Raw genomic sequence first — 25,240 nt, 5'->3', positions numbered from 1 at the left:
AAAAACAATCGTTAGTAATAGTAATTTTATCTTGGTTAAAATCTATCTTAATTTTTTGAGGAATATTGCTTTGCCTATCTATACAAAACTTACGCTATGAGTAAAAAAGTGATAAATTATTGTAAAAATAATTAAACATGTCAAAGAGGATAAAGTTGCAAGCAATACCAATTAATAGGACAGATTATTGTCAATTTTAATAGTTAGCCAAAAGAATTATAGTTTAACCTACTACGCTGAACATGCAAAGAAATGTAGTCATGATGTTATTAATAGATTTTTAAGGAATGAAAAATATACACCTTCTTTGTTATGGGAACACATCAAGAATGATGTTATTTTTTCATCTAATGGATATACAATATTTGATGATACGGTTTCAAATAAAAGGAATACGAAGCAAATAGAAATTGCAAGATCGCAGTACAGTGGAGCTACAGGTAGAGTTACTAAAGGTATAGGAGTAGTGAGTCTGGTATATTATAACCCTGATATTAATAAGTTTTGGGTAATAGATTATCGAATTTTTGCACCTGATCATGATGGAGCAACAAAACTAGAACACCTATTAAACATGTTAAATAATGCTGTTTATAGCAAGAAGATTCCTTTTCAAACAGTACTTTTTGACACATGGTATTCTACACACAAAATTATGCAACATGTTGACTCTCTGGGGAAATATTATTATGCCCCTATTAAAGCCAATAGAAACGTTAGTAAAACACACGATTCTAAACCTTATAAAGCTGTAAAAGAGTTGACATTTTCAGATGAAGAGATCAGGCATGGAGTAGAGATTCATATAAAAGGCTTTGCTAAAAATAAGCATGTTAATTTGTTTAAATTTACTGTTTCTACCAACAGAGTTGAGTATGTTGTTACCAATAACAAAACTCACAAATCTTCTAAAGCTGCACAAGATGAGTGTGGCTTTCGATGGGTAATTGAGAGCATGCACAGAGAAATTAAGCAACTTACTGGGATAGAACGTTGTCAATGCAGGAAACAGCGTATTCAACGTAATCATATTAGTTGGGCATTTTTAGTTTGGGCATTTCTCAAAAGGACTGCAAATACAATCGGTAAAACGGTTTACCAAATAAAGTTAGGGCTTTTAGATGACTATATGCAACAACAGCTGCGTTCTCCATCTTTACGATATTTAGAACCAAACATAGCGTAAGTTTTGTAATATTTACCCAAAGAGTCAACATGTTGCATGATTTTATGCGTAGCATACCATGTATCAAAAAGCACAGTTTGAAAAGGAATCTTTTTGCTATACACAGCATTATTTAGCATGCTTAGTAAGTGATCTAGTTTTGTTGCTCCATCATGGTCGGGAGAAAAAATGCGATAATCTATTACCCAAAACCTATTAATGTCTGGGTTATAATATACAAGACTTACTACTCCTATACCGGTAGTAATTCCACCTGTAGCTCCACTGTACTGTGATCTAGCAATTTCTATCTTTTTCGTATTCCTTTTGTTTAAAACCGTATCATCAAATATTGTATATCCGTTAGGTGAAAAAACAACATCATTCTTAATGTGTTCCCATAACAAAGAAGGGCTATATTTTTCATTTTCTAAAAATCTATTAATAACATCATGGCTACATTTCTTTGCATGTTCAGCGTAGTAGGTCAAACTATAATTCTTTTGGCTAACTGTTAAAAATTGACAGTAATCCGTTCTATTAATTCGTATTGCTCGCAATTTTATCCTCTCCTCATGATAAATTATTCTTACAATAATTTATCACTTTTTTACTCATAGCGTAAGTTTTGAAGAAAAAACAGTCAATTATTAAAAGATATAGTTATAGCACTGCCTGATGATAAGGAATTAGATTTAGATGATAGAATAGCCATTACTCATGAAATCATCGAAGAGATGGGGTGGGTAAGAAATGGCCTAGGAGTTCAGGTTGATATTCATCAGCCACAGACGTACGAAAAGAATTGGCATGCCCATGTGCTTGTAACTACCAGAAGATTTACAGAAAACGGTAAAGCTTTAGGAGCTAAGGCAGTAGATTTAAATCCTAAATTTGCCAAAGTTAAGGGCAAAGCGTTTATTATCCCCGAAGATAAAATTATTCATGAAAGAGCTAAAGAAGTAATCAATAAATATTTTGTTAAGTTAGGTTTAGACATCAGAGTAGACCCGATAAGTTTTATGCCACAGCAACATGTTGGCCCTACTAGAATGAGAAGTATTATCAATGAAATAGCAGAGCAAAATAACATATGCAGGCTTGCCCATCTTGAAATCATCAAAGGAGCAGATGGAGTGCTTGATCGCATGATTCGTCATCAAGCTATTTTTACTAAATTGGATATAGAAAAAGCAGTAAAAGAGATTAAAGAAGAAGCAGAAAAGCAAAAACTAATAAGGGAAATATTAAATTCAGATAGGCTGGTAAAACTATATAGCATAAATCATTAAGATACTGACAATTTAATAGTATTAAAAACAGCATCATAAAATGTTTCAAAATCTTCTACAACTTTCCTAATTTCATTTTTTATCTTAAACCAGTAATGCTCTATAGGATTTAAATCAGGAGAGTAAGTTGGTAAATACAATATGGTACAACCAACGGATTCAATGAACTCTTTAACTTTAGAATTTTTATGAAAATTAATGTTATCCATAATAACGGTTTGCCCAGGTTGTAATTCTGTAATTAATACATTTTTCTCCATAACACCTTTGTCCTATAATGCTCCATCCATACTCTTTGCAAGCATTATCCTCTATTCCAGATTCATCAAGATATACTAATTTGTCTTTTGTGATGGTTTGTATCTTTGCTATAAATTCATTTCTTAATTTAATATCTCTTTTCGGATGAAAATGAGTTTTGTTTATAGCTATAGCCAAGTTTTCTGATTTGTCTTAAAATAGTTACAGATGCAATATTACCCCATTGCTTTGCTAACTCCTTTGATGTTTTATTCATATTAGCTTTAAAAAATTCTTTAAAAGATTCTGAATCTTTTATCTTATGACTATGTCCTTTCTGATAACCAGTTGCTGCTTCTAAAGTACCTTGCTTATCTTTTAATTTTTTCCATTTATATATAGTATCACGACTTACATTAAATAATTTACTTACCTTACTTATTCGTATCCCTGCTTCTACAGCTTTTATAACTCTTAGTCTTAGTTCTATTGCATATGCTCGTGCCATATCTCTTTACATGCTTGTTAATATTTGCTTACTATAACATGATACTCTCGCTCTGTCAGTACCTTAATGACTTATGCTATATAATGAAGATGGCACGGATACTAAATACTATACTACTATAGATATACGGGATGAAGAATTAAGGATAGTTAGAATAGCAGATAAGGTAAATAGCCAGATTCATTTTAATAACGTTATTAAGCTTAAAAGTGCTATCGATAATCTTGCAAGTGTTAATGAAGCACAAAGAGAAAGTCTACAGCATATTTTAATTAATAATCAAGGGATTAGGATTTTACAAGGTAGAGCTGGCACTGGTAAGTCGCAAGTACTTGCTGAAGCTTATAAAATTGCCACCAATAATAGGCAAAATATTATAGGACTTAGCCCTACTCATAAAGCAGCATAAAAGTAAAGGCTACCAGCAATGTCATACAGTAAAAGGGTTTTTATTTAAATTATATAATGGTAAAGCTGATCTAGCAAGAAACAGCCTGCTCGTAGTAGATGAAGCAGGGATGGTAGGTAATAGTGATTATTTAGAATTACTAAAAGTAGCAAGGAGTAATAATTGTAATCTGATATTGGCTGGAGATGAGAGACAACTCACTTCCGTTGAGCGAGGAGGAATGTTTACAGTATTGGCTAGTAAATTTGGCTCATATGAATTAAGTAACATTAGAAGACAAAGCAAGGCATGGGCAAGAGAAATGGCTTCATGCTTTGCAAAATCAGATATTGCTGGTGGTCTGCGTTTACTTGCACAGCATAAATGTTTAAAGATTGATCATACGCTAGAAGAATCAATGGCAAGATTAATTAATGATTGGAGTAACAGCAAATTTGCTCTAAATGAGCGTTTAATAATTACCATGCGTAATGCTGAAGTAGATAGTATTAATCAAGGGATTAGGGAGTTATTAAAAGCTAAAGGCTTGCTTGCCGGTAAAGAGTATAGACACTATCTATCATCTGAAAAGCACGAAGATTATATGGCAGGAGATCGTATTTTGTTTAAAAGTACTAATAAAGATTTACAAATAGAAAATGGTGAATTTGCAACGATAACTTCAGTAAGTAATGATAAGTTTGTTGCTAAAACAGATAGCAGGAAAGAAATAGAATTTAATCCTCAAGATGTAAGCTTTAAACATGGCTATGCTTCTACAGTGTATAAAGCACAAGGAGCCTCAATTAAAGATGTCTATGTATTACATAATCTAGCAGGAAATAGCAGAAATTCTTATGTAGCCATGACAAGGCACATAGAAGAAGTAAAATTTTATTATAATAGGAAGGCTACCAGGAATATGGCCAGTTTAATATCGCAACTTAGTAAAATAGATAATAGGCTATCTAGCATTAATTTTAAAACTTTAGAAGAATTGGTAGCGATTCAAGATCAAAAAAATAAGAGTCCTAATATTATAGATAAAGTAGGTAATTGGTTTAAAGGGGTAGTAGAAGATATTAATGATAGATTACACAGTAATGATAATTATTACCACTTAAGAGTGAAGTTAGAGCCACCTGCTAAAGTAGCAGAAATCCTAAGAAGCACTAGCACAAATCTTGCCACAAGCCATAAAGCCCAAGAAGATCGGAAAAGCTCTTCTTATAACCTTACGAATTGTAATAAACAAGATACAACAATAAGTGTTAAGTTACAAGAGGATATTATGGCAAAGAATAAAATAGATTATAATGCTATTAATAAACAAAAAGCAGTAGAATTAAAGCAACGATTATCATTTAAAGCGGAAGAAATAGGTAGAAATTTGCTAGGCAGTCCAAACAAGCATTTATCAAATAGTCAAGTGTTACGCTGGGAGAAAGATGGCAAAATAGTGATGAGGATAGGTGGCAGTAAAGCTGGCAGATGGTATGATTTTAGTAAAGGAGAGGGAGGAGATTTATTTACCTTAGTACAAAGAGAAAAAAATTGTGATTTTGTAGAAGCTAAGAAATATTTACAAGATATGGTTGGTGTGTCAAACAATAGCAAGTTATTAGAAGATAAGATAAAAGAGCAATTTGACCAAAAAGTTAAGAATCAAGATCAACAAGCGAAATATGCTGAAATATCTAAGATAAAGAGAGCTGAAGAATTATATGAAAAATCAGATTCTATAATTTATATGACGCCAAATAATATAGCAAAAAAATATTTATTAGAACATCGTGGAATTAAAAAAATATTAACAGGATATCAACTAAATAATGATCTTAGAACCAATATGATGTGGGACAGTAATAGCAAACAATATTATCCTGCATTAATTGCTTTTGCTAGAAATAAAGATGGTAATATTACCGGTGGACAATCAATTTATTTAAACAAAGACACAAATAATAAAGCTGATATTGAGGTTAATAAACGTTCTTTTGGCAGAATCAGAGGTTCTTTTGTTGAGATTAGTAAAAATAATGAACAGCAGAACGTACACAGCAGGAATGTACAAAGCAGTAAAGATGGCAATAATTCAGTTAGTAATATAACGATTATAGTAGAAGGGGTAGAAACGGCTTTAAGCATTGGGGAAGCTGGTATTAAAGGCAAAATTCTTTGTAGTTTAGGTGTAAGTAACATCAGGAACTATGAGCCTATCAAAGGTGAGAGAATAATAATTGCTGCTGATAATGATGGTAAAGAAGCAGTATCGGTTCACACTGTAATGAAAGCTCAGGAAGAATTAATTAGCAAAGGAGCTGTGGTAGCAATAATACGACCACCAGAAAAAGGCGATTTTAACGATATGTTAAAATCCCAAGGAGCAGAATCTATAAACAAGCTTATAGAGCCTGAAATAGCAAAATTAACAGTAGCTAGTAAAATAACTAAACAGTCATCCTTAAAAGCAAGTGATGATAGCAAATCACAATTTCAGTCTATAGAATTATTATTGTCAAAATTGGCAAATAACGATAATAACGGACTAAATAATTTGCAGCAACAGCAAATAAAAGCTTTAGCAAAGTTTGGCACAGCAGAGAATATCAATACCGCAATACAAATCTACAGAGAAAAAGGTATAGATTCTTGTCTGCTCTACAGTAACAAGATTTGCATAGCAGCAATAGAGCAGAAGATACAGAAAGATTTACAAATTATGCAGAATAAATTTGATCCTAATTATAATCTTGGTGATCAAAAATTTTCTGATATAGTAGTACATGATTTTCAAGGCAAAAGCCATCTCATCCCTGAAGATTACTTAAATGCTATAGGAAGGGATAAACAAGTAATGCAGTATATAAGTCCAAGCTCAGAAATAGCTAAAGAAATAAGAAGTGCGGTAAAGAATTGCTCTGAGATCAAACTAAATCAAGGAATAAGAGTTTAGGATGTAATAATATTTTATCAAGTTAAAAAATGTCAACATATGAGTGAACAAGGAAACCTGCTGGGTGATCCAGATAAGGATAAGAAGAAAGCTAAGCATGATAAGATATTTCGTAAGGCACTGGAGAATCCTCTAGTTGCTAATGAGTTCTTTAATGCATATTTGCCCCCAAATATTAAAAGTTTAATAGATTTTCCTAGTTTAGCAATGGAAAATACCACTTTTGTAGAAAGCTCTTTAAAAGATTCTATCCCTGATGTTTTATTCTCATGCAAATTTGATAAACAAGACGGATACTTATTTTTGCTTGTAGAACATCAATTAAAAGCAGATCATTTTATGGCTTTTAGGTTATTTAAATATATGATTAATATTTGTGAGCGATATTTAATACAAAATCCTAAAGCTAAGACTTTACCATTAATATACCCAATGATATTTTTCAATGGTCAGGAGAAATACAATGTTGCAAGGAATTTGTGGGATTTATTTGCCAATAACAAATTAGCAAAAGAATTATGGATTAATGATTACCAGTTAGTGAATGTCCATGAAATTCCTGATGAAGAATTTAAGCACAAGATATGGTCAGGGATATTAGACAAAACTTACGCTATGAGTAAAAAAGTGATAAATTATTGTAAAAATAATTAAACATGTCAAAGAGGATAAAGTTGCAAGCAATACCAATTAATAGGACAGATTATTGTCAATTTTTAATAGTTAGCCAAAAGAATTATAGTTTAACCTACTACGCTGAACATGCAAAGAAATGTAGTCATGATGTTATTAATAGATTTTTAAGGAATGAAAAATATACACCTTCTTTGTTATGGGAACACATCAAGAATGATGTTATTTTTTCATCTAATGGATATACAATATTTGATGATACGGTTTTAAATCTCTTTTGGGTATATTCCCCGCCGCTTGCGGCGTAATATGGCGGAATGAGCAAATATATACATAAAAGTCATAATGTTACGGTACTGTCATTGCTAAAATAAAAGGGACCAGTAAATTGCACGAAAAAGGGACCAGAGAAGTTGGTGTGACCTAATAAGGTTAATGTGCAATATTCACTAGATAATTAAGCAAGTAAATATCTAGTGATACAATGATAAGAATAAATATGTATACAACAATTATCACCCTTTATAAACAAGGCAATAGTCAAAGGAATATTGCCAAACTAACAAGAACAGACCGCAAAACAGTACGAAAAATAATAAACCGCTATGTAGAGGCTGGTACAGAATCCCCAGCAATCTATGAACGATCTTCAGTTTTGGATTTTTGGCACGAAAAAATAATTGAGTTATTAGAAAAAAATCTGAGTTACATAAGAATTTTTGAGGAGTTAAAAAATCAAGGTTATACAAGCAGTTATACTTCTTTGACCCGTTATATCAAAAAATATAAAATTAAGGATAACAGTTGCATTCGTTTTCATACTTTAGCAGGAGAGGAAGCACAAGTAGATTTTGGTGACATAGGCTTACAGTATAATTCTAAAGGGCGTAGAGTTAAAGCATATGTATTTAATATGCGTTTAAGCTATAGTCGCCTTGATTATTATGAAGTAGTGTTTGATCAAAGTTGTCAAACATGGATTCAATGTCATATCAATGCATTTAATTATTTTGCTGGTAGTCCAAAAGTAATAAAACTTGATAATCTTAAAGCTGGAGTAGTAGATGCCAATTTTTATGAGCCAGTATATCAGAAGGAATATAAGTGCTTAGCCGATCATTATGGAATTTTACTTTCTCCTTGTCGAGTGTATCAACCGCAAGAAAAAGGCAAAGTTGAGTCGGGAATAAAATACGTTAAAAATAATTTTTTTGCTGGTCGTAAATTTGATAGATATGAAGAATTAACAAATGGTCTTGCAAATTGGTTAAATAAGGCCAATAGCCGAATACATGGTACTACTAAGAGAATACCTAGAGAACTGTTTGAGCAAGAGGAAAGAAGTAGTTTGATTCCTTTACCATTAGAAACTTTTGATTTGTCATCTTGGCATAATCGAAAAGTAGCAAAAGATTGTCATATTACCATAGATAATAATTATTACTCTGTACCAGCAAAATATATATACAGTGAGGTAATGGTACAATTGTCCCCAAAACTTGTTCAAATATTTTCTATACAAAATGATTTAATAGCAAGACACGTTAGAACAGAGGGCAAGGGGATATTTACCACTAATCCGTCTCATTATGCTAAATACAAACGTCTATGCCCAGGTTTTATAGAATATAGTGAACATTATCAACAACAAATGCAGCAGATAGGGAATAATTGCAGTTTATTATTAGAATCATTACAACAAACAAGAGTGAATGATTGGCAACGTTGTGCACGAGGTATCATTTCTTTACGTAAGGTTTACAATGATGACTTAATAGATAAAGCCTGTCATAGAGCACTACATTATGGTATAAGTTCTTACTCTAAAATTAAGAATATTTTAAATAGTAATGCAGTAAACTTACCATTACCAGAGTTTGGAGGTAATAATGCAGAACTTATTTAATGACCTACGAAGCTTTAGATTATCAGGTATAGTCAATAGTTTAAATGAAAGGATTATTTATGCTCAAAATAATAAACTAGGATTTAAAGAATTTCTATCACTATTATGTGAAGATGAAAAATCTAACCGTAAGGATAATAATTACCGTCGCCGTAAAAGTGCTGCTAAATTGCCGGTAACTAAAAATTTAGAAGACTTTGATTTTAATTTCCAACCAAGTGTTGATGCCAAAGTAATAAGTGATTTATCAACTTGTGATTATATTAATACTAAGGGAAATGTAATATTCATAGGTGATTCAGGAACTGGGAAAACTCATCTTGCCATTGGGCTAGCATTAAAAGCTTTAACACGAGAATACTCTGTATATTTTACTACGGTATCGGATATGCTTTATAATTTACATATTGCAAGAGCAGATAATAGTTATCACAAAAAGGTTAAATTACTCCTATCGTTTGATTTATTAATTCTTGATGAGCTCGGGTTTAAGCAATTGCCAAAACATTCAGTAGAAGACTTTTTTAATATTATTGCTAAACGATATGAAAATAAATCTACCATTATTACCACAAACAAGGATTTTGAAAAATGGAATGAAATATTTGCTGATGAAGTATTAACTCATGCAATTATTGATCGAGTGGTACATCATGCTCATATACTAAACATAAAAGGTAAAAGTTATCGTATTAATAACTATAAATCTGGAGGTAATATGGCATAAAAATTTTTAAATATAGTGGTTCCTTTTTCGTGCAATTTACTGGTCCCTTTTTAATTGACAATGACAGTACTGCTGTATCACATGGTATTTCCAGCAAAATATCGCCGAGCAGTGTTTGACGTATCAGTTGATCAAGTATTACGAGAAATATGTTTAGAGATAGAAAAGAGATATCAAATAAAATTTTTAGAAATAGGGGTTGATGAAGATCATGTCCATTTTTTGGTACAATCTGTACCAACCTATAGCGTAACAAAAATAGTAACAACAATTAAAAGTGTTACAGCTCGTCAAATATTTAGACAGTGTCCACAGGTAAAGAAACAATTATGGGGTGGAGAATTTTGGACTGATGGATATTTTACGAGTACGGTAGGTAAGCATGGAAATGAGAATATGATAGGAAAATACGTAAAAAACCAAGGCAAGGAATATCAGAAACTGCATGAGGATCATCAGCTAGCTTTCTTCTAAAATACCCCGCTGCTTGCGGCGGGGATTACTTTTATTTCGGTCTTTATATGATACATATTTTAAACTATTTCTAATCTGATGTACAATACATAATTGATGTTCGGTTTTCGGAAAAACTGCCTCTATCGCCTCAGACATACCGGTTAAATTATCACTGCAAGCAATAAGCATGTCTTGCATACCTCTGTTCTTCATCTCAGTAAAATTACCAAGCCAAAATTTTGCTCCTTCATTTTCACTGATCCACAATCCTAAAATATCCTTCCTGCCAGATAAATCAATACCTAATGCTACATATACAGACTTATTGATAATTCGTTTATCTTGACGTACTTTTACTACTAAACAGTCAAAAAATACTATAGCATATACTCGATCCAATGGTCGGCTTTGCCATATCTTGACATCCTCAATTACATCATCAGTAATTTGACTTATCAAACTTTCGCTAACGTCAGCTCCATACAATTCTTGCATTTGAATCTTAATATCAGATAAGCTCATTCCTTTAGCGTATAACGATATTATTTTATCATCAAATCCTTCAATACGTCTTTGACGCTTTGGAATTAATGCAGGTTCAAATGTACTACTTCTATCCCTTGGAACCTCAATCTCTATAACTCCATTATTTGTTACTAGATTCTTTACATTCTTACCATTACGAACATTATCACTGTCATTGTCAATTAAAAAGGGACCAGTAAATTGCACGAAAAAGGAACCACTATATTTAAAAATTTTTATGCCATATTACCTCCAGATTTATAGTTATTAATACGATAACTTTTACCTTTTATGTTTAGTATATGAGCATGATGTACCACTCGATCAATAATTGCATGAGTTAATACTTCATCAGCAAATATTTCATTCCATTTTTCAAAATCCTTGTTTGTGGTAATAATGGTAGATTTATTTTCATATCGTTTAGCAATAATATTAAAAAAGTCTTCTACTGAATGTTTTGGCAATTGCTTAAACCCGAGCTCATCAAGAATTAATAAATCAAACGATAGGAGTAATTTAACCTTTTTGTGATAACTATTATCTGCTCTTGCAATATGTAAATTATAAAGCATATCCGATACCGTAGTAAAATATACAGAGTATTCTCGTGTTAAAGCTTTTAATGCTAGCCCAATGGCAAGATGAGTTTTCCCAGTTCCTGAATCACCTATGAATATTACATTTCCCTTAGTATTAATATAATCACAAGTTGATAAATCACTTATTACTTTGGCATCAACACTTGGTTGGAAATTAAAATCAAAGTCTTCTAAATTTTTAGTTACCGGCAATTTAGCAGCACTTTTACGGCGACGGTAATTATTATCCTTACGGTTAGATTTTTCATCTTCACATAATAGTGATAGAAATTCTTTAAATCCTAGTTTATTATTTTGAGCATAAATAATCCTTTCATTTAAACTATTGACTATACCTGATAATCTAAAGCTTCGTAGGTCATTAAATAAGTTCTGCATTATTACCTCCAAACTCTGGTAATGGTAAGTTTACTGCATTACTATTTAAAATATTCTTAATTTTAGAGTAAGAACTTATACCATAATGTAGTGCTCTATGACAGGCTTTATCTATTAAGTCATCATTGTAAACCTTACGTAAAGAAATGATACCTCGTGCACAACGTTGCCAATCATTCACTCTTGTTTGTTGTAATGATTCTAATAATAAACTGCAATTATTCCCTATCTGCTGCATTTGTTGTTGATAATGTTCACTATATTCTATAAAACCTGGGCATAGACGTTTGTATTTAGCATAATGAGACGGATTAGTGGTAAATATCCCCTTGCCCTCTGTTCTAACGTGTCTTGCTATTAAATCATTTTGTATAGAAAATATTTGAACAAGTTTTGGGGACAATTGTACCATTACCTCACTGTATATATATTTTGCTGGTACAGAGTAATAATTATTATCTATGGTAATATGACAATCTTTTGCTACTTTTCGATTATGCCAAGATGACAAATCAAAAGTTTCTAATGGTAAAGGAATCAAACTACTTCTTTCCTCTTGCTCAAACAGTTCTCTAGGTATTCTCTTAGTAGTACCATGTATTCGGCTATTGGCCTTATTTAACCAATTTGCAAGACCATTTGTTAATTCTTCATATCTATCAAATTTACGACCAGCAAAAAAATTATTTTTAACGTATTTTATTCCCGACTCAACTTTGCCTTTTTCTTGCGGTTGATACACTCGACAAGGAGAAAGTAAAATTCCATAATGATCGGCTAAGCACTTATATTCCTTCTGATATACTGGCTCATAAAAATTGGCATCTACTACTCCAGCTTTAAGATTATCAAGTTTTATTACTTTTGGACTACCAGCAAAATAATTAAATGCATTGATATGACATTGAATCCATGTTTGACAACTTTGATCAAACACTACTTCATAATAATCAAGGCGACTATAGCTTAAACGCATATTAAATACATATGCTTTAACTCTACGCCCTTTAGAATTATACTGTAAGCCTATGTCACCAAAATCTACTTGTGCTTCCTCTCCTGCTAAAGTATGAAAACGAATGCAACTGTTATCCTTAATTTTATATTTTTTGATATAACGGGTCAAAGAAGTATAACTGCTTGTATAACCTTGATTTTTTAACTCCTCAAAAATTCTTATGTAACTCAGATTTTTTTCTAATAACTCAATTATTTTTTCGTGCCAAAAATCCAAAACTGAAGATCGTTCATAGATTGCTGGGGATTCTGTACCAGCCTCTACATAGCGGTTTATTATTTTTCGTACTGTTTTGCGGTCTGTTCTTGTTAGTTTGGCAATATTCCTTTGACTATTGCCTTGTTTATAAAGGGTGATAATTGTTGTATACATATTTATTCTTATCATTGTATCACTAGATATTTACTTGCTTAATTATCTAGTGAATATTGCACATTAACCTTATTAGGTCACACCAACTTCTCTGGTCCCTTTTTCGTGCAATTTACTGGTCCCTTTTATTTTAGCAATGACATCACTATCAGTATGACAATATTTATCATATCCTAAGTGATTATTCATCTCTGACTGCAATGCCTTCTCTACAAGCCGTTTGGTTAATTGCTTTAATAAACCATCCTCTTTAAGTAATGTTGATATATCTGTATCATTATTTATTAATAAATCTATCGCTTGATTCATTGCTTCATTTTGTTTTTGGCTCATATAATTTCTCCTTTTGTTATATTATATTTTTATATAACCTTTGAGAAATTCCCACACTTATTTGGACAGAGCCTATAAATTTAGTCTTGATTCCACATTGTGTAGCTGCATAACCAAGGGCAATAGCTATATGGGTTTTTCCTACTCCAGAAGGACCAAGCAGAATAATATTTTCCTGTCTTTCTACAAAAGATAGAGATCTTAGGCCTTCCAGAATCTTGCGTTTTATTCCTGTAGCAAAATCATAATCAAAATTATCCAGCGTTTTAATAGCAGGAAAACCTGCCATTCTGGTGAGTATTGATTTACTTCTATTCTGTCGTGCCAACAGCTCTGTTTTTAATATTGACTCAAGGAAATCCGTATAACTTGAGTCTTCTTTACTAGAAGATTGTGCAATATCAAAATAATTTTCAGCTATCTGAATAAGGTTTAAAGAGCGGCATAGCTCTTCTATACGTTGGTGCTGTAGGTTCATAATGCCTCCAGTATACTTTGGTATATGCAGAGGGAATGTTGTAAGGAAACTGTAGAAAATCATTCCCTTTTATCTTCCATAATCTCTAGTGCTGCAGGATGACTACCACTATAATCCAATGGTAGTGGCGGAAGATTGCTCCTTTCAAACTGTAATGTTTGGCAAAATCCAGCATACCTTTATTAAAGCGGTGTATGCCAGGACCATATGTATCCCTATCCAGTATTACTGTCTTCATGTTGTCATACAGTACTTCTTCTGGCACTCCGCCAAAATATTCAAATGCCCGCTTATGGCATTCTATTAATGTTACAAGCTTCTCATTAGTAACAAATTCTACATAGCTTGCTCGACTAAATCCTAATGTAGCCACAAAAGCTGATAGAGGACTTTTCCCCTTACGAAATTCTATCCAGTCAACTTGCATCTGTTTGCCAGAAGCAGTCTCAAATCTTATCATATCCTCCTGTTTAGCTGCAGGCTTTATACTCCTTAAATAATCCCTGAGTTGGGTCATCCCGCCTGTGTAACCCAACTCCTTTATCTCTTGAAACAGTACCAGATAGTGATACAGGATGGGCTGATTTTATTCTGTCACTCAAGTAGTCTTTATATGGGGCAAGCTTTGTTACCAACTTTGGCCTATCCTTATATTTAGGGGAACCATCATATTTTAAATATTTACGTACTGTATTTACTGATGCACCTACTTCTCTTGCTATACTTCTTAAGCTTTTACCATGTTTATTCAATATTTTTATTTCCATTATTTGCTCCAGTATTATCATTATTCATTACCTCCTTATTCAGAAGATATAGCTTAATGCGATAAGGTAGTGACTTATAGTATGAGTTGGATTATACTAAATGAAAAACTTATGGCAAAGGCATATTCATACGATTTAAGAATACGAGTAATAAAAAGTTTAACAGATGGTAAAACAATAAAAGAGACTTCAGAGATATACTCTATTAGTAGGAAGACTATAATAGAGTGGAAAAAATTAAAGAAACAAACTGGGGATGTCAAAGCAAAAAGTGGTTATCATACAGGACATCGTAGAATAATAAGAGACATAGAGGGATTTAAAAAATTTATAGAATTAAATTTTGATAAAACCACCATGGAGCTAGCTAATAACTGGAGTCAAAAAGTATCTGCAAGTACGATATCAAGATTGCTTAATAAATTAGGTTATAGTTATAAAAAAAACTTTTCTTCATCCCAAAAGGGATATTGGTCTAAGGAATGAGTTTATATTGAAACTAAAAACTATAGATAAACAAGATTTAGTATTTATCGATGAGTCTGGGATAGAAGATAATAGCTGTAGAGAACACGGGTGGAGCATTATCGGTCAAAGATGTTATGGTGAAAAGGTCTATCAACATAAATCACGGATTAGTATGATTGCTGGGCTGTGTGTCAAAGATATTATTGCCCCAATAATATTTGATGGGACATGTAATAAGGACATTTTTGAAACTTATGTACAAGAGATATTGATCAAGGAATTAAAGGCTGGTCAGATAGTAATAATGGATAATATTAATTTTCATAAAAGTACAAAAGTGAAAACGTTAATTGAATCTGTTGGTTGCAGTATTTTATTTTTACCAACTTACTCTCCTGACTTAAATTCTATTGAGCATTACTGGTTTAAAATCAAGAATGAAATAAGAAAAACTATTTCTAATTTTGAGCACTTTTTTGATGCTGTTTACTATGCTCTTAAAAAATCACTACCTTATCGCATTAAGCTATATAGGACAAGCCACGGGATGACAGGGGAAAATGATCCACGCAGGCAACGCTTATGCAGTAATGATACCAACTTTATAACTAATAAAACTACCTCCATACTTACTTTACCCTTTAACCTCACAAAGTTATTGTTTGTTTTACTTTTTGTGATTATTATCGCATAGAAAATTAACTTAATTCTATGCCAAATATAGACATTCTTATTTTTGCTAGTTTTTTAGCGATTAATTTAATCGTTGGGTTTGCGGATATTAAAAATATAAAAAATATTCGGGAATATGCGATTGGAAAAAGGAATTTCTCAACCGGTACGATAGTTGCAACCCTAATTGCTACTTGGATCGGTACTAGTACTTTCCTAATCGATAATGCAAGAATATATACTGACGGGTTGTTTTACTTGCTTCCTAGCATACTCGGTAGTGTTGTTAGTTGGCTCTTAATTGCCTATTTTCTTGCTCCTCGTTTTGAACATTTTTTAGGCAGTAGGTCAGTAGCCGAAATAATGGGGAACGCTTACGGCAATAAAGTTCGTGGTCTTACCGCTATTGTTAGCATATTAATGGCTATAGGCAGGATTGCCATTCAGTTTCACATAGCAAGTTTAGTGCTAGAGTTATTTTTCGGTATCTCAAATTTTTACGTAGATTTGTTTTTAGCGACTTTCATAATAAGCTATTCGGCTTTCGGTGGGGTTAAATCGGTTACTTTTACTGAAGCTGTACAGTTTTTTACCTATAGTGCCGTTATTCCGGTAATAGGTATTATAGTGTGGAATGTTTTTAGTGATCCTACTATTTCTATTGACTCAAATGTGCAACATCGTCTTACCGATTTAGGGATGATATTTAATTATACTAACCCTAAATTTTGGATATCCCTAAATATCTTTATATATTTTGCGATTCCATCACTTGGTCCTTCGATTTTTCAAAGAATATTGATGGCAAAGGATATACACCAGATATCAAGAACCTTTTTTATTTCAGCAATTATTTGCCTTTGTTTATCTGTCTTATTCATTTGGATTGCGATATTATTACTTTCCCAAAATGCTGTCGATAGTAGTCAATTATTTTTTCAGATTACTAAAAGCTATATAGGATTGAAAGGCTTAATAGTTGGCGTTATTATGGCAATGATAATCTCAAGCACTAACTCTTATATTAACGTTGCAACAGTAAGCTTTATTAATGATATCTGTAAAAAAACCTCGCTGCGATATAGCTATATAACTGCAATTATCATAGGTTTGATAGGATTCGTTATCTCGCTTTATACGCAAGACCTAATTAATATATTCTTATTACTCACCAGTATCTATTTACCTATAATCACCTTGCCATTGATTCTCATAATATATGGCTTTAAATCAACTGCTAAAACCTTTTTTATTGGCACAGTAGCAGCATTGTTAACAATCATAATATGGCAATTATTTTCTTTAAGGCAGATTATAGGAATTTATCCGATCTTGCCGGCTGCGATCATAAACTTAATCTTTTTCCTTGGTAGTCATTATATTTTAAAACAGCCAGGCGGTTTTGGTTCGTTAAAAGAGCCACTAAGCGTAAGGCTGATAAAGCAAGAGCGAAGAAGAAGATTCTTGGGTTTATTCAGCTTAATCAAGAATTTTAATCCTTTGATATATTGGAATAATACATTACCACGCCAAGAAATCACTTATAGCTATGTTGGGATATTTATTTTAATCTCTATCTTTTCATCTTTATATCTTACGCCTAACAGCAGGATAATGAATCATCTAAATATATATAATATCATTTATCACTGCACGCTTGTAACTTCTGCAATACTTATCACCTATCCGTTATGGCCTTTGAGGTTTCAGAAGAAATATATTATATCGCTATTCTGGTTTATTGCTAATTTTGGTATATTGATATTTTTTAGTAGTTTGCTTGTTTTATCAAGCAATTTCTATCAATTACAATTAATGAGTTTGATAATTAATCTGCTTATAATTGCGACATTGTTTAGATGGCATACTACTTTACTTATGACTATTATTGGCGTATTTACTAGCATAGAGTTTTATAAATATTTTATGGATGAGAAGCTGTTAATTAATATAGATAGTTTCCAGTTCAAAGTGATATATTTCCTTACTTTATTTAGTGGGTTGTTAATTGTTTTCTTAAGACCAAGGCAAGAGCAAGAGAGATTAGTTAACCTAATAAATACTCATTTAGGGGATAGGGTTAGCTTTAGAGAGCAGGAACTAGAGAAATTACTTGATTTAAAACATGAATTTTTACGTAATATAAACCACGAAATAAATACGCCGCTAACCGGTATTATTAGCCTTGGTGAAACTTTATGGGCTAATTACGATAGATTTAGTGATGATCAACGTCGTAATGCAGTAGAGATAATAGCTAAAAGCTCTAGTAGGTTAAATAGTTTGATAGCCAATATTTTAGATTTTTCAAAACTATCTAGTCTTGGTTATGAGTTAAAAAAAGAAAGCATAAATTTAAGTGAGCTATTGCATGAGCGAATAAAAATTTGTAAGAAATTATATTTGAACAATAAGAAGTTAGAATTTATATCTAAAATTGAAGAAAATATAATATTTAAATGTGATCCTCATTATATTAGCCATACATTCGATAACTTAATAATTAACGCTATTAGTTACTGTAATAACGGCATAATAAAAATTGATTTACAAAAGCAAGAAAATAATATTTTATTTACTATTAAAGATGATGGAATAGGTGTACCAAAAGAGGAACTACAAACTATATTCGGTGTGTTTGTCGTAAGCTCAAAAACCCGCTCACCTGCAGGTGGTAGAGGAATGGGGCTTGCCTTATGTAAAAAGGTAATAGAGCTGCATGGTGGCAAAATCTGGGCAGAAAATGATGAGCAAGGGAAGACGACTTTTATTTTTATGCTGTGATATCATTGTACAATGTCATCCTCGCGTAGGCGAGGATCCAGACTTTTCCGGTGTCATCCCGTGGCTTGGGAACTAGATCCAGCATAAAGCGAGATAACCTAAGCTTTTTATATTTGTATTTTTTAATTGATCCCGTGTGGACAAGCAACTAGGTGACAACTGAAAAACCGATCCACGCAGGCAATGCCCCCACGGGATGACAATGAAAAAATAATAAAATAATAAGTATAGCTTAATGCGATAAGGTAGTGACTTTTTTAAGAGCATAGTAAACAGCATCAAAAAAGTGCTCAAAATTAGAAATAGTTTTTCTTATTTCATTCTTGATTTTAAACCAGTAATGCTCAATAGGATTTAAGTCAGGAGAGTAAGTTGGTAAAAATAAAATATTGCAACCAACAGATTCAATTAACGTTTTCACTTTTGTACTTTTATGAAAATTAATATTATCCATTACTACTATCTGACCAGCCTTTAATTCCTTGATCAATATCTCTTGTACATAAGTTTCAAAAATGTCCTTATTACATGTCCCATCAAATATTATTGGGGCAATAATATCTTTGACACACAGCCCAGCAATCATACTATAGCATAAGTCATTAAGGTACTGACAGAGCGAGAGTATCATGTTATAGTAAGCAAATATTAACAAGCATGTAAAGAGATATGGCACGAGCATATGCAATAGAACTAAGACTAAGAGTTATAAAAGCTGTAGAAGCAGGGATACGAATAAGTAAGGTAAGTAAATTATTTAATGTAAGTCGTGATACTATATATAAATGGAAAAAATTAAAAGATAAGCAAGGTACTTTAGAAGCAGCAACTGGTTATCAGAAAGGACATAGTCATAAGATAAAAGATTCAGAATCTTTTAAAGAATTTTTTAAAGCTAATATGAATAAAACATCAAAGGAGTTAGCAAAGCAATGGGGTAATATTGCATCTGTAACTATTTTAAGACAAATCAGAAAACTTGGCTATAGCTATAAACAAAACTCATTTTCATCCGAAAAGAGATATTAAATTAAGAAATGAATTTATAGCAAAGATACAAACCATCACAAAAGACAAATTAGTATATCTTGATGAATCTGGAATAGAGCAAAACTTACGCTATGTTTGGTTCTAAATATCGTAAAGATGGAGAACGCAGCTGTTGTTGCATATAGTCATCTAAAAGCCCTAACTTTATTTGGTAAACCGTTTTACCGATTGTATTTGCAGTCCTTTTGAGAAATGCCCAAACTAAAAATGCCCAACTAATATGATTACGTTGAATACGCTGTTTCCTGCATTGACAACGTTCTATCCCAGTAAGTTGCTTAATTTCTCTGTGCATGCTCTCAATTACCCATCGAAAGCCACACTCATCTTGTGCAGCTTTAGAAGATTTGTGAGTTTTGTTATTGGTAACAACATACTCAACTCTGTTGGTAGAAACAGTAAATTTAAACAAATTAACATGCTTATTTTTAGCAAAGCCTTTTATATGAATCTCTACTCCATGCCTGATCTCTTCATCTGAAAATGTCAACTCTTTTACAGCTTTATAAGGTTTAGAATCGTGTGTTTTACTAACGTTTCTATTGGCTTTAATAGGGGCATAATAATATTTCCCCAGAGAGTCAACATGTTGCATAATTTTGTGTGTAGAATACCATGTGTCAAAAAGTACTGTTTGAAAAGGAATCTTCTTGCTATAAACAGCATTATTTAACATGTTTAATAGGTGTTCTAGTTTTGTTGCTCCATCATGATCAGGTGCAAAAATTCGATAATCTATTACCCAAAACTTATTAATATCAGGGTTATAATATACCAGACTCACTACTCCTATACCTTTAGTAACTCTACCTGTAGCTCCACTGTACTGCGATCTTGCAATTTCTATTTGCTTCGTATTCCTTTTATTTAAAACCGTATCATCAAATATTGTATATCCATTAGATGAAAAAATAACATCATTCTTGATGTGTTCCCATAACAAAGAAGGTGTATATTTTTCATTCCTTAAAAATCTATTAATAACATCATGACTACATTTCTTTGCATGTTCAGCGTAGTAGGTTAAACTACAAAACTTACGCTATGAGTAAAAAAGTGATAAATTATTGTAAAAATAATTAAACATGTCAAAGAGGATAAAGTTGCAAGCAATACCAATTAATAGGACAGATTATTGTCAATTTTTAATAGTTAGCCAAAAGAATTATAGTTTAACCTACTACGCTGAACATGCAAAGAAATGTAGTCATGATGTTATTAATAGATTTTTAAGGAATGAAAAATATACACCTTCTTTGTTATGGGAACACATCAAGAATGATGTTATTTTTTCATCTAATGGATATACAATATTTGATGATACGGTTTTAAATAAAAGGAATACGAAGCAAATAGAAATTGCAAGATCGCAGTACAGTGGAGCTACAGGTAGAGTTACTAAAGGTATAGGAGTAGTGAGTCTGGTATATTATAACCCTGATATTAATAAGTTTTGGGTAATAGATTATCGAATTTTTGCACCTGATCATGATGGAGCAACAAAACTAGAACACCTATTAAACATGTTAAATAATGCTGTTTATAGCAAGAAGATTCCTTTTCAAACAGTACTTTTTGACACATGGTATTCTACACACAAAATTATGCAACATGTTGACTCTCTGGGGAAATATTATTATGCCCCTATTAAAGCCAATAGAAACGTTAGTAAAACACACGATTCTAAACCTTATAAAGCTGTAAAAGAGTTGACATTTTCAGATGAAGAGATCAGGCATGGAGTAGAGATTCATATAAAAGGCTTTGCTAAAAATAAGCATGTTAATTTGTTTAAATTTACTGTTTCTACCAACAGAGTTGAGTATGTTGTTACCAATAACAAAACTCACAAATCTTCTAAAGCTGCACAAGATGAGTGTGGCTTTCGATGGGTAATTGAGAGCATGCACAGAGAAATTAAGCAACTTACTGGGATAGAACGTTGTCAATGCAGGAAACAGCGTATTCAACGTAATCATATTAGTTGGGCATTTTTAGTTTGGGCATTTCTCAAAAGGACTGCAAATACAATCGGTAAAACGGTTTACCAAATAAAGTTAGGGCTTTTAGATGACTATATGCAACAACAGCTGCGTTCTCCATCTTTACGATATTTAGAACCAAACATAGCGTAAGTTTTGACTATAATTCTTTTGGCTAACTATTAAAAATTGACAATAATCTGTCCTATTAATTGGTATTACTTGCAACTTTATCCTCTTTGACATGTTTAATTATTTTTACAATAATTTATCACTTTTTTACTCATAGCGTAAGTTTTGAGAGGATAATGCTTGCAAAGAGTATGGATGGAGCATTATAGGACAAAGGTGTTATGGAGAAAAGGTGTATCAACATAAATTTAGAATAAGTATGATAGCTGGTCTTTGTAATGGTAATCTTATTGCTCCTGTAATATTTGTCATTGTCAATTAAAAAGGGACCAGTAAATTGCACGAAAAAGGAACCACTATATTTAAAAATTTTTATGCCATATTACCTCCAGATTTATAGTTATTAATACGATAACTTTTACCTTTTATGTTTAGTATATGAGCATGATGTACCACTCGATCAATAATTGCATGAGTTAATACTTCATCAGCAAATATTTCATTCCATTTTTCAAAATCCTTGTTTGTGGTAATAATGGTAGATTTATTTTCATATCGTTTAGCAATAATATTAAAAAAGTCTTCTACTGAATGTTTTGGCAATTGCTTAAACCCGAGCTCATCAAGAATTAATAAATCAAACGATAGGAGTAATTTAACCTTTTTGTGATAACTATTATCTGCTCTTGCAATATGTAAATTATAAAGCATATCCGATACCGTAGTAAAATATACAGAGTATTCTCGTGTTAAAGCTTTTAATGCTAGCCCAATGGCAAGATGAGTTTTCCCAGTTCCTGAATCACCTATGAATATTACATTTCCCTTAGTATTAATATAATCACAAGTTGATAAATCACTTATTACTTTGGCATCAACACTTGGTTGGAAATTAAAATCAAAGTCTTCTAAATTTTTAGTTACCGGCAATTTAGCAGCACTTTTACGGCGACGGTAATTATTATCCTTACGGTTAGATTTTTCATCTTCACATAATAGTGATAGAAATTCTTTAAATCCTAGTTTATTATTTTGAGCATAAATAATCCTTTCATTTAAACTATTGACTATACCTGATAATCTAAAGCTTCGTAGGTCATTAAATAAGTTCTGCATTATTACCTCCAAACTCTGGTAATGGTAAGTTTACTGCATTACTATTTAAAATATTCTTAATTTTAGAGTAAGAACTTATACCATAATGTAGTGCTCTATGACAGGCTTTATCTATTAAGTCATCATTGTAAACCTTACGTAAAGAAATGATACCTCGTGCACAACGTTGCCAATCATTCACTCTTGTTTGTTGTAATGATTCTAATAATAAACTGCAATTATTCCCTATCTGCTGCATTTGTTGTTGATAATGTTCACTATATTCTATAAAACCTGGGCATAGACGTTTGTATTTAGCATAATGAGACGGATTAGTGGTAAATATCCCCTTGCCCTCTGTTCTAACGTGTCTTGCTATTAAATCATTTTGTATAGAAAATATTTGAACAAGTTTTGGGGACAATTGTACCATTACCTCACTGTATATATATTTTGCTGGTACAGAGTAATAATTATTATCTATGGTAATATGACAATCTTTTGCTACTTTTCGATTATGCCAAGATGACAAATCAAAAGTTTCTAATGGTAAAGGAATCAAACTACTTCTTTCCTCTTGCTCAAACAGTTCTCTAGGTATTCTCTTAGTAGTACCATGTATTCGGCTATTGGCCTTATTTAACCAATTTGCAAGACCATTTGTTAATTCTTCATATCTATCAAATTTACGACCAGCAAAAAAATTATTTTTAACGTATTTTATTCCCGACTCAACTTTGCCTTTTTCTTGCGGTTGATACACTCGACAAGGAGAAAGTAAAATTCCATAATGATCGGCTAAGCACTTATATTCCTTCTGATATACTGGCTCATAAAAATTGGCATCTACTACTCCAGCTTTAAGATTATCAAGTTTTATTACTTTTGGACTACCAGCAAAATAATTAAATGCATTGATATGACATTGAATCCATGTTTGACAACTTTGATCAAACACTACTTCATAATAATCAAGGCGACTATAGCTTAAACGCATATTAAATACATATGCTTTAACTCTACGCCCTTTAGAATTATACTGTAAGCCTATGTCACCAAAATCTACTTGTGCTTCCTCTCCTGCTAAAGTATGAAAACGAATGCAACTGTTATCCTTAATTTTATATTTTTTGATATAACGGGTCAAAGAAGTATAACTGCTTGTATAACCTTGATTTTTTAACTCCTCAAAAATTCTTATGTAACTCAGATTTTTTTCTAATAACTCAATTATTTTTTCGTGCCAAAAATCCAAAACTGAAGATCGTTCATAGATTGCTGGGGATTCTGTACCAGCCTCTACATAGCGGTTTATTATTTTTCGTACTGTTTTGCGGTCTGTTCTTGTTAGTTTGGCAATATTCCTTTGACTATTGCCTTGTTTATAAAGGGTGATAATTGTTGTATACATATTTATTCTTATCATTGTATCACTAGATATTTACTTGCTTAATTATCTAGTGAATATTGCACATTAACCTTATTAGGTCACACCAACTTCTCTGGTCCCTTTTTCGTGCAATTTACTGGTCCCTTTTATTTTAGCAATGACAATCATATTTTAATATAGCATTAATATGCTATATTAAAATATGAGATAAGCCCTTAACTTATTAAGGTAATAACCAGTTATGACTTAAATTATTAATACTATATTGAAATATAATTAGTATTAGAAATATTTATCGAATAGGAATATAAGCAAAGAGATAAAGATACTAAAGAGCAGACAAGAGGTTAAGGGGCAGAAGAAAGAGAAGTTACCTTTTTGCAAGAAAAAGTCACCTGGTAGATGTCCAAGTTTAAGATAAGGGATGAGAGGATAAATAAGTCCAATGGTGGTGATAAGTAATCCAAGGGTAATGAAGAATTTCTGCATATAAGAATCTGATAATTATAGTTAATAATTATTTTATACGCACATAAAAACCACGGGGCTTGCCCCATGGATGTAGTGCTCCCCATATCTTTCTGCTATGGTGATGTATGCAGATTAGAAAACAAGGTCACTGTGCTTACCGATGTGAATATCATTTGGTGCTGGTTAGTAAATACAGACACAAAATATTTAATGATGGTAGTTTCAAATATTTTCAAGGCATTCTGAAGCAGGTATGGGAAAATATCCCTGAGGTAAAATTATTGACAATAAATCATGATACAGACCACATTCATATGCATCTATCAATACTACCTAAGGTAAGAGTGAGCGATGTGGTTAGGACAGTGAACGCTCCACGGGGCTTGCCCCGTGGAGCGTTCACATAAGGTTTAATAATTTCTTAATCCTACTCCCTCTATATCCCTTATCCA

The 25,240-nt window shown here is 32.0% G+C and carries 22 protein-coding genes and 7 pseudogenes; 15 read left to right on the top strand and 14 right to left on the bottom strand.

Annotated features, from left to right (window positions below):
* Window positions 1-187 precede the first annotated feature (187 nt).
* The gene (locus AAGD55_RS05235; RefSeq protein WP_341792368.1) at window positions 188-1,186 is read left to right on the top strand and encodes a transposase; all 999 of its coding nucleotides are present in this window, start codon (window positions 188-190) and stop codon (window positions 1,184-1,186) included.
* Here the strand turns inward: AAGD55_RS05235 and AAGD55_RS05230 are convergent.
* Complete coding sequence (locus tag AAGD55_RS05230) at window positions 1,126-1,725, bottom strand: hypothetical protein (protein ID WP_341792367.1); 600 nt, start codon at window positions 1,723-1,725, stop codon at window positions 1,126-1,128. The two genes, AAGD55_RS05235 and AAGD55_RS05230, sit on opposite strands and share 61 nt — an antisense overlap.
* Window positions 1,726-1,797: 72 nt before the next feature.
* On the opposite strand from AAGD55_RS05230, the pseudogene AAGD55_RS05225 reads away from it, so the two are divergent.
* Window positions 1,798-2,445, top strand: a pseudogene (locus tag AAGD55_RS05225) (MobA/MobL family protein); the annotation flags it as partial.
* Between the two features lie 8 nt (window positions 2,446-2,453).
* Here AAGD55_RS05225 and AAGD55_RS05220 read toward each other — a convergent pair.
* Window positions 2,454-3,205: pseudogene (locus AAGD55_RS05220) on the bottom strand (transposase).
* Window positions 3,206-3,281: 76 nt separating this feature from the next.
* Between AAGD55_RS05220 and AAGD55_RS05215 the strand changes: the two are divergent.
* The 6 genes and pseudogenes from AAGD55_RS05215 to tnpA (AAGD55_RS05190) form a co-directional block, all read left to right on the top strand.
* Window positions 3,282-6,549: pseudogene (locus tag AAGD55_RS05215) on the top strand (AAA family ATPase); the annotation flags it as partial.
* Between the two features lie 39 nt (window positions 6,550-6,588).
* Window positions 6,589-7,152, top strand: a pseudogene (locus tag AAGD55_RS05210) (Rpn family recombination-promoting nuclease/putative transposase); the annotation flags it as partial.
* Between the two features lie 53 nt (window positions 7,153-7,205).
* On the top strand, window positions 7,206-7,490 hold the full coding sequence (locus AAGD55_RS05205; protein WP_341791162.1) for a hypothetical protein: 285 nt from the start codon (window positions 7,206-7,208) through the stop codon (window positions 7,488-7,490).
* Between the two features lie 191 nt (window positions 7,491-7,681).
* Window positions 7,682-9,088, top strand: a complete 1,407-nt coding sequence (gene istA, locus AAGD55_RS05200; protein WP_341790850.1) for an IS21 family transposase — start codon at window positions 7,682-7,684, stop codon at window positions 9,086-9,088.
* Window positions 9,072-9,815: an IS21-like element helper ATPase IstB gene (gene istB / locus AAGD55_RS05195; protein WP_341790851.1), complete on the top strand. Its 744-nt coding sequence runs from the start codon at window positions 9,072-9,074 to the stop codon at window positions 9,813-9,815. Before istA (AAGD55_RS05200) ends, istB (AAGD55_RS05195) begins: the two co-directional genes overlap by 17 nt.
* A gap of 60 nt (window positions 9,816-9,875) precedes the next feature.
* Window positions 9,876-10,289, top strand: coding sequence for an IS200/IS605 family transposase (tnpA, locus tag AAGD55_RS05190; RefSeq protein ID WP_341792366.1), 414 nt, complete (start codon window positions 9,876-9,878; stop codon window positions 10,287-10,289).
* On the opposite strand, the gene AAGD55_RS05185 is transcribed toward tnpA (AAGD55_RS05190), so the two are convergent.
* From AAGD55_RS05185 to AAGD55_RS05155, 7 genes are all read right to left on the bottom strand, one after another.
* A complete protein-coding gene (locus AAGD55_RS05185) occupies window positions 10,275-11,003 on the bottom strand; it encodes an IS256 family transposase (protein WP_410526119.1) in 729 nt (242 codons plus the stop codon). The genes tnpA (AAGD55_RS05190) and AAGD55_RS05185 overlap by 15 nt on opposite strands.
* A gap of 29 nt (window positions 11,004-11,032) precedes the next feature.
* A complete protein-coding gene (istB, locus tag AAGD55_RS05180; protein WP_341790851.1) occupies window positions 11,033-11,776 on the bottom strand; it encodes an IS21-like element helper ATPase IstB in 744 nt (247 codons plus the stop codon).
* Window positions 11,760-13,166 (bottom strand): IS21 family transposase, encoded by a 1,407-nt coding sequence (istA, locus tag AAGD55_RS05175; protein WP_341790850.1) that lies wholly within the window; start codon window positions 13,164-13,166, stop codon window positions 11,760-11,762. The genes istB (AAGD55_RS05180) and istA (AAGD55_RS05175) overlap by 17 nt, the downstream gene beginning before the upstream one ends.
* Before the next feature lie 72 nt (window positions 13,167-13,238).
* On the bottom strand, window positions 13,239-13,499 hold the full coding sequence (locus AAGD55_RS12355; RefSeq protein ID WP_410526138.1) for a transposase: 261 nt from the start codon (window positions 13,497-13,499) through the stop codon (window positions 13,239-13,241).
* A gap of 16 nt (window positions 13,500-13,515) precedes the next feature.
* Window positions 13,516-13,977 carry an ATP-binding protein gene (locus AAGD55_RS05165; RefSeq protein ID WP_410526118.1) on the bottom strand — a complete coding sequence of 154 codons (462 nt, stop codon included), beginning with the start codon at window positions 13,975-13,977 and terminating at the stop codon, window positions 13,516-13,518.
* Window positions 13,978-14,062: 85 nt separating this feature from the next.
* Window positions 14,063-14,494, bottom strand: a complete 432-nt coding sequence (locus AAGD55_RS05160) for a DDE-type integrase/transposase/recombinase (protein WP_341792524.1) — start codon at window positions 14,492-14,494, stop codon at window positions 14,063-14,065.
* Window positions 14,448-14,765, bottom strand: a complete 318-nt coding sequence (locus tag AAGD55_RS05155; RefSeq protein WP_341791321.1) for a hypothetical protein — start codon at window positions 14,763-14,765, stop codon at window positions 14,448-14,450. The genes AAGD55_RS05160 and AAGD55_RS05155 overlap by 47 nt, the downstream gene beginning before the upstream one ends.
* 90 nt (window positions 14,766-14,855) lie before the next feature.
* Between AAGD55_RS05155 and AAGD55_RS05150 the strand changes: the two are divergent.
* Together AAGD55_RS05150 and AAGD55_RS05145 are read left to right on the top strand one after the other, a co-directional pair.
* A pseudogene (locus AAGD55_RS05150) lies at window positions 14,856-15,714 on the top strand (IS630 family transposase); the annotation flags it as partial.
* Between the two features lie 209 nt (window positions 15,715-15,923).
* A complete protein-coding gene (locus AAGD55_RS05145) occupies window positions 15,924-18,668 on the top strand; it encodes a sodium:solute symporter family transporter (protein WP_341792365.1) in 2,745 nt (914 codons plus the stop codon).
* A gap of 232 nt (window positions 18,669-18,900) precedes the next feature.
* Here the strand turns inward: AAGD55_RS05145 and AAGD55_RS05140 are convergent.
* A pseudogene (locus tag AAGD55_RS05140) lies at window positions 18,901-19,257 on the bottom strand (IS630 family transposase); the annotation flags it as partial.
* A gap of 80 nt (window positions 19,258-19,337) precedes the next feature.
* Here AAGD55_RS05140 and AAGD55_RS05135 point away from each other — a divergent pair.
* Both AAGD55_RS05135 and AAGD55_RS05130 read left to right on the top strand, forming a co-directional pair.
* Window positions 19,338-19,697 carry an IS630 transposase-related protein gene (locus AAGD55_RS05135; protein ID WP_341790906.1) on the top strand — a complete coding sequence of 120 codons (360 nt, stop codon included), beginning with the start codon at window positions 19,338-19,340 and terminating at the stop codon, window positions 19,695-19,697.
* Complete coding sequence (locus AAGD55_RS05130) at window positions 19,648-19,803, top strand: hypothetical protein (protein ID WP_341792364.1); 156 nt, start codon at window positions 19,648-19,650, stop codon at window positions 19,801-19,803. The genes AAGD55_RS05135 and AAGD55_RS05130 overlap by 50 nt, the downstream gene beginning before the upstream one ends.
* Here AAGD55_RS05130 and AAGD55_RS05125 read toward each other — a convergent pair.
* Entirely contained in the window at window positions 19,783-20,700 is a 918-nt protein-coding gene (locus tag AAGD55_RS05125) for a transposase (protein WP_341792523.1), read from the bottom strand. The genes AAGD55_RS05130 and AAGD55_RS05125 overlap by 21 nt on opposite strands.
* Window positions 20,701-20,803: 103 nt before the next feature.
* Here AAGD55_RS05125 and AAGD55_RS05120 point away from each other — a divergent pair, with 103 nt between their 5' ends.
* Together AAGD55_RS05120 and AAGD55_RS05115 are read left to right on the top strand one after the other, a co-directional pair.
* Window positions 20,804-21,853, top strand: coding sequence for a transposase (locus tag AAGD55_RS05120; protein WP_341790834.1), 1,050 nt, complete (start codon window positions 20,804-20,806; stop codon window positions 21,851-21,853).
* A 148-nt stretch (window positions 21,854-22,001) separates the two neighbouring features.
* Window positions 22,002-22,139 (top strand): annotated as a pseudogene (locus tag AAGD55_RS05115) (IS630 family transposase); the annotation flags it as partial.
* Between the two features lie 65 nt (window positions 22,140-22,204).
* On the opposite strand, the gene istB (AAGD55_RS05110) reads toward AAGD55_RS05115, so the two are convergent.
* The 3 genes from istB (AAGD55_RS05110) to AAGD55_RS05100 form a co-directional block, all read right to left on the bottom strand.
* A complete protein-coding gene (istB, locus tag AAGD55_RS05110) occupies window positions 22,205-22,948 on the bottom strand; it encodes an IS21-like element helper ATPase IstB (protein ID WP_341790851.1) in 744 nt (247 codons plus the stop codon).
* Complete coding sequence (gene istA, locus AAGD55_RS05105) at window positions 22,932-24,338, bottom strand: IS21 family transposase (RefSeq protein WP_341790850.1); 1,407 nt, start codon at window positions 24,336-24,338, stop codon at window positions 22,932-22,934. The genes istB (AAGD55_RS05110) and istA (AAGD55_RS05105) overlap by 17 nt, the downstream gene beginning before the upstream one ends.
* A 261-nt stretch (window positions 24,339-24,599) precedes the next feature.
* The gene (locus tag AAGD55_RS05100; RefSeq protein ID WP_341792363.1) at window positions 24,600-24,806 is read right to left on the bottom strand and encodes a DUF2905 domain-containing protein; all 207 of its coding nucleotides are present in this window, start codon (window positions 24,804-24,806) and stop codon (window positions 24,600-24,602) included.
* A gap of 107 nt (window positions 24,807-24,913) precedes the next feature.
* On the opposite strand from AAGD55_RS05100, the gene tnpA (AAGD55_RS12350) reads away from it, so the two are divergent.
* On the top strand, window positions 24,914-25,195 hold the full coding sequence (gene tnpA / locus AAGD55_RS12350; RefSeq protein WP_410526117.1) for an IS200/IS605 family transposase: 282 nt from the start codon (window positions 24,914-24,916) through the stop codon (window positions 25,193-25,195).
* The last annotated feature ends 45 nt before the right edge of the window (window positions 25,196-25,240 follow it).

This window comes from Rickettsia endosymbiont of Gonocerus acuteangulatus, from assembly GCF_964026435.1.
In the GTDB taxonomy this organism is placed as follows: Bacteria; Pseudomonadota; Alphaproteobacteria; order Rickettsiales; family Rickettsiaceae; genus Rickettsia.
The sequence above is the reverse complement of the archived record's forward strand: the minus strand, read 5'-3'. Positions and strand labels throughout refer to the sequence as shown.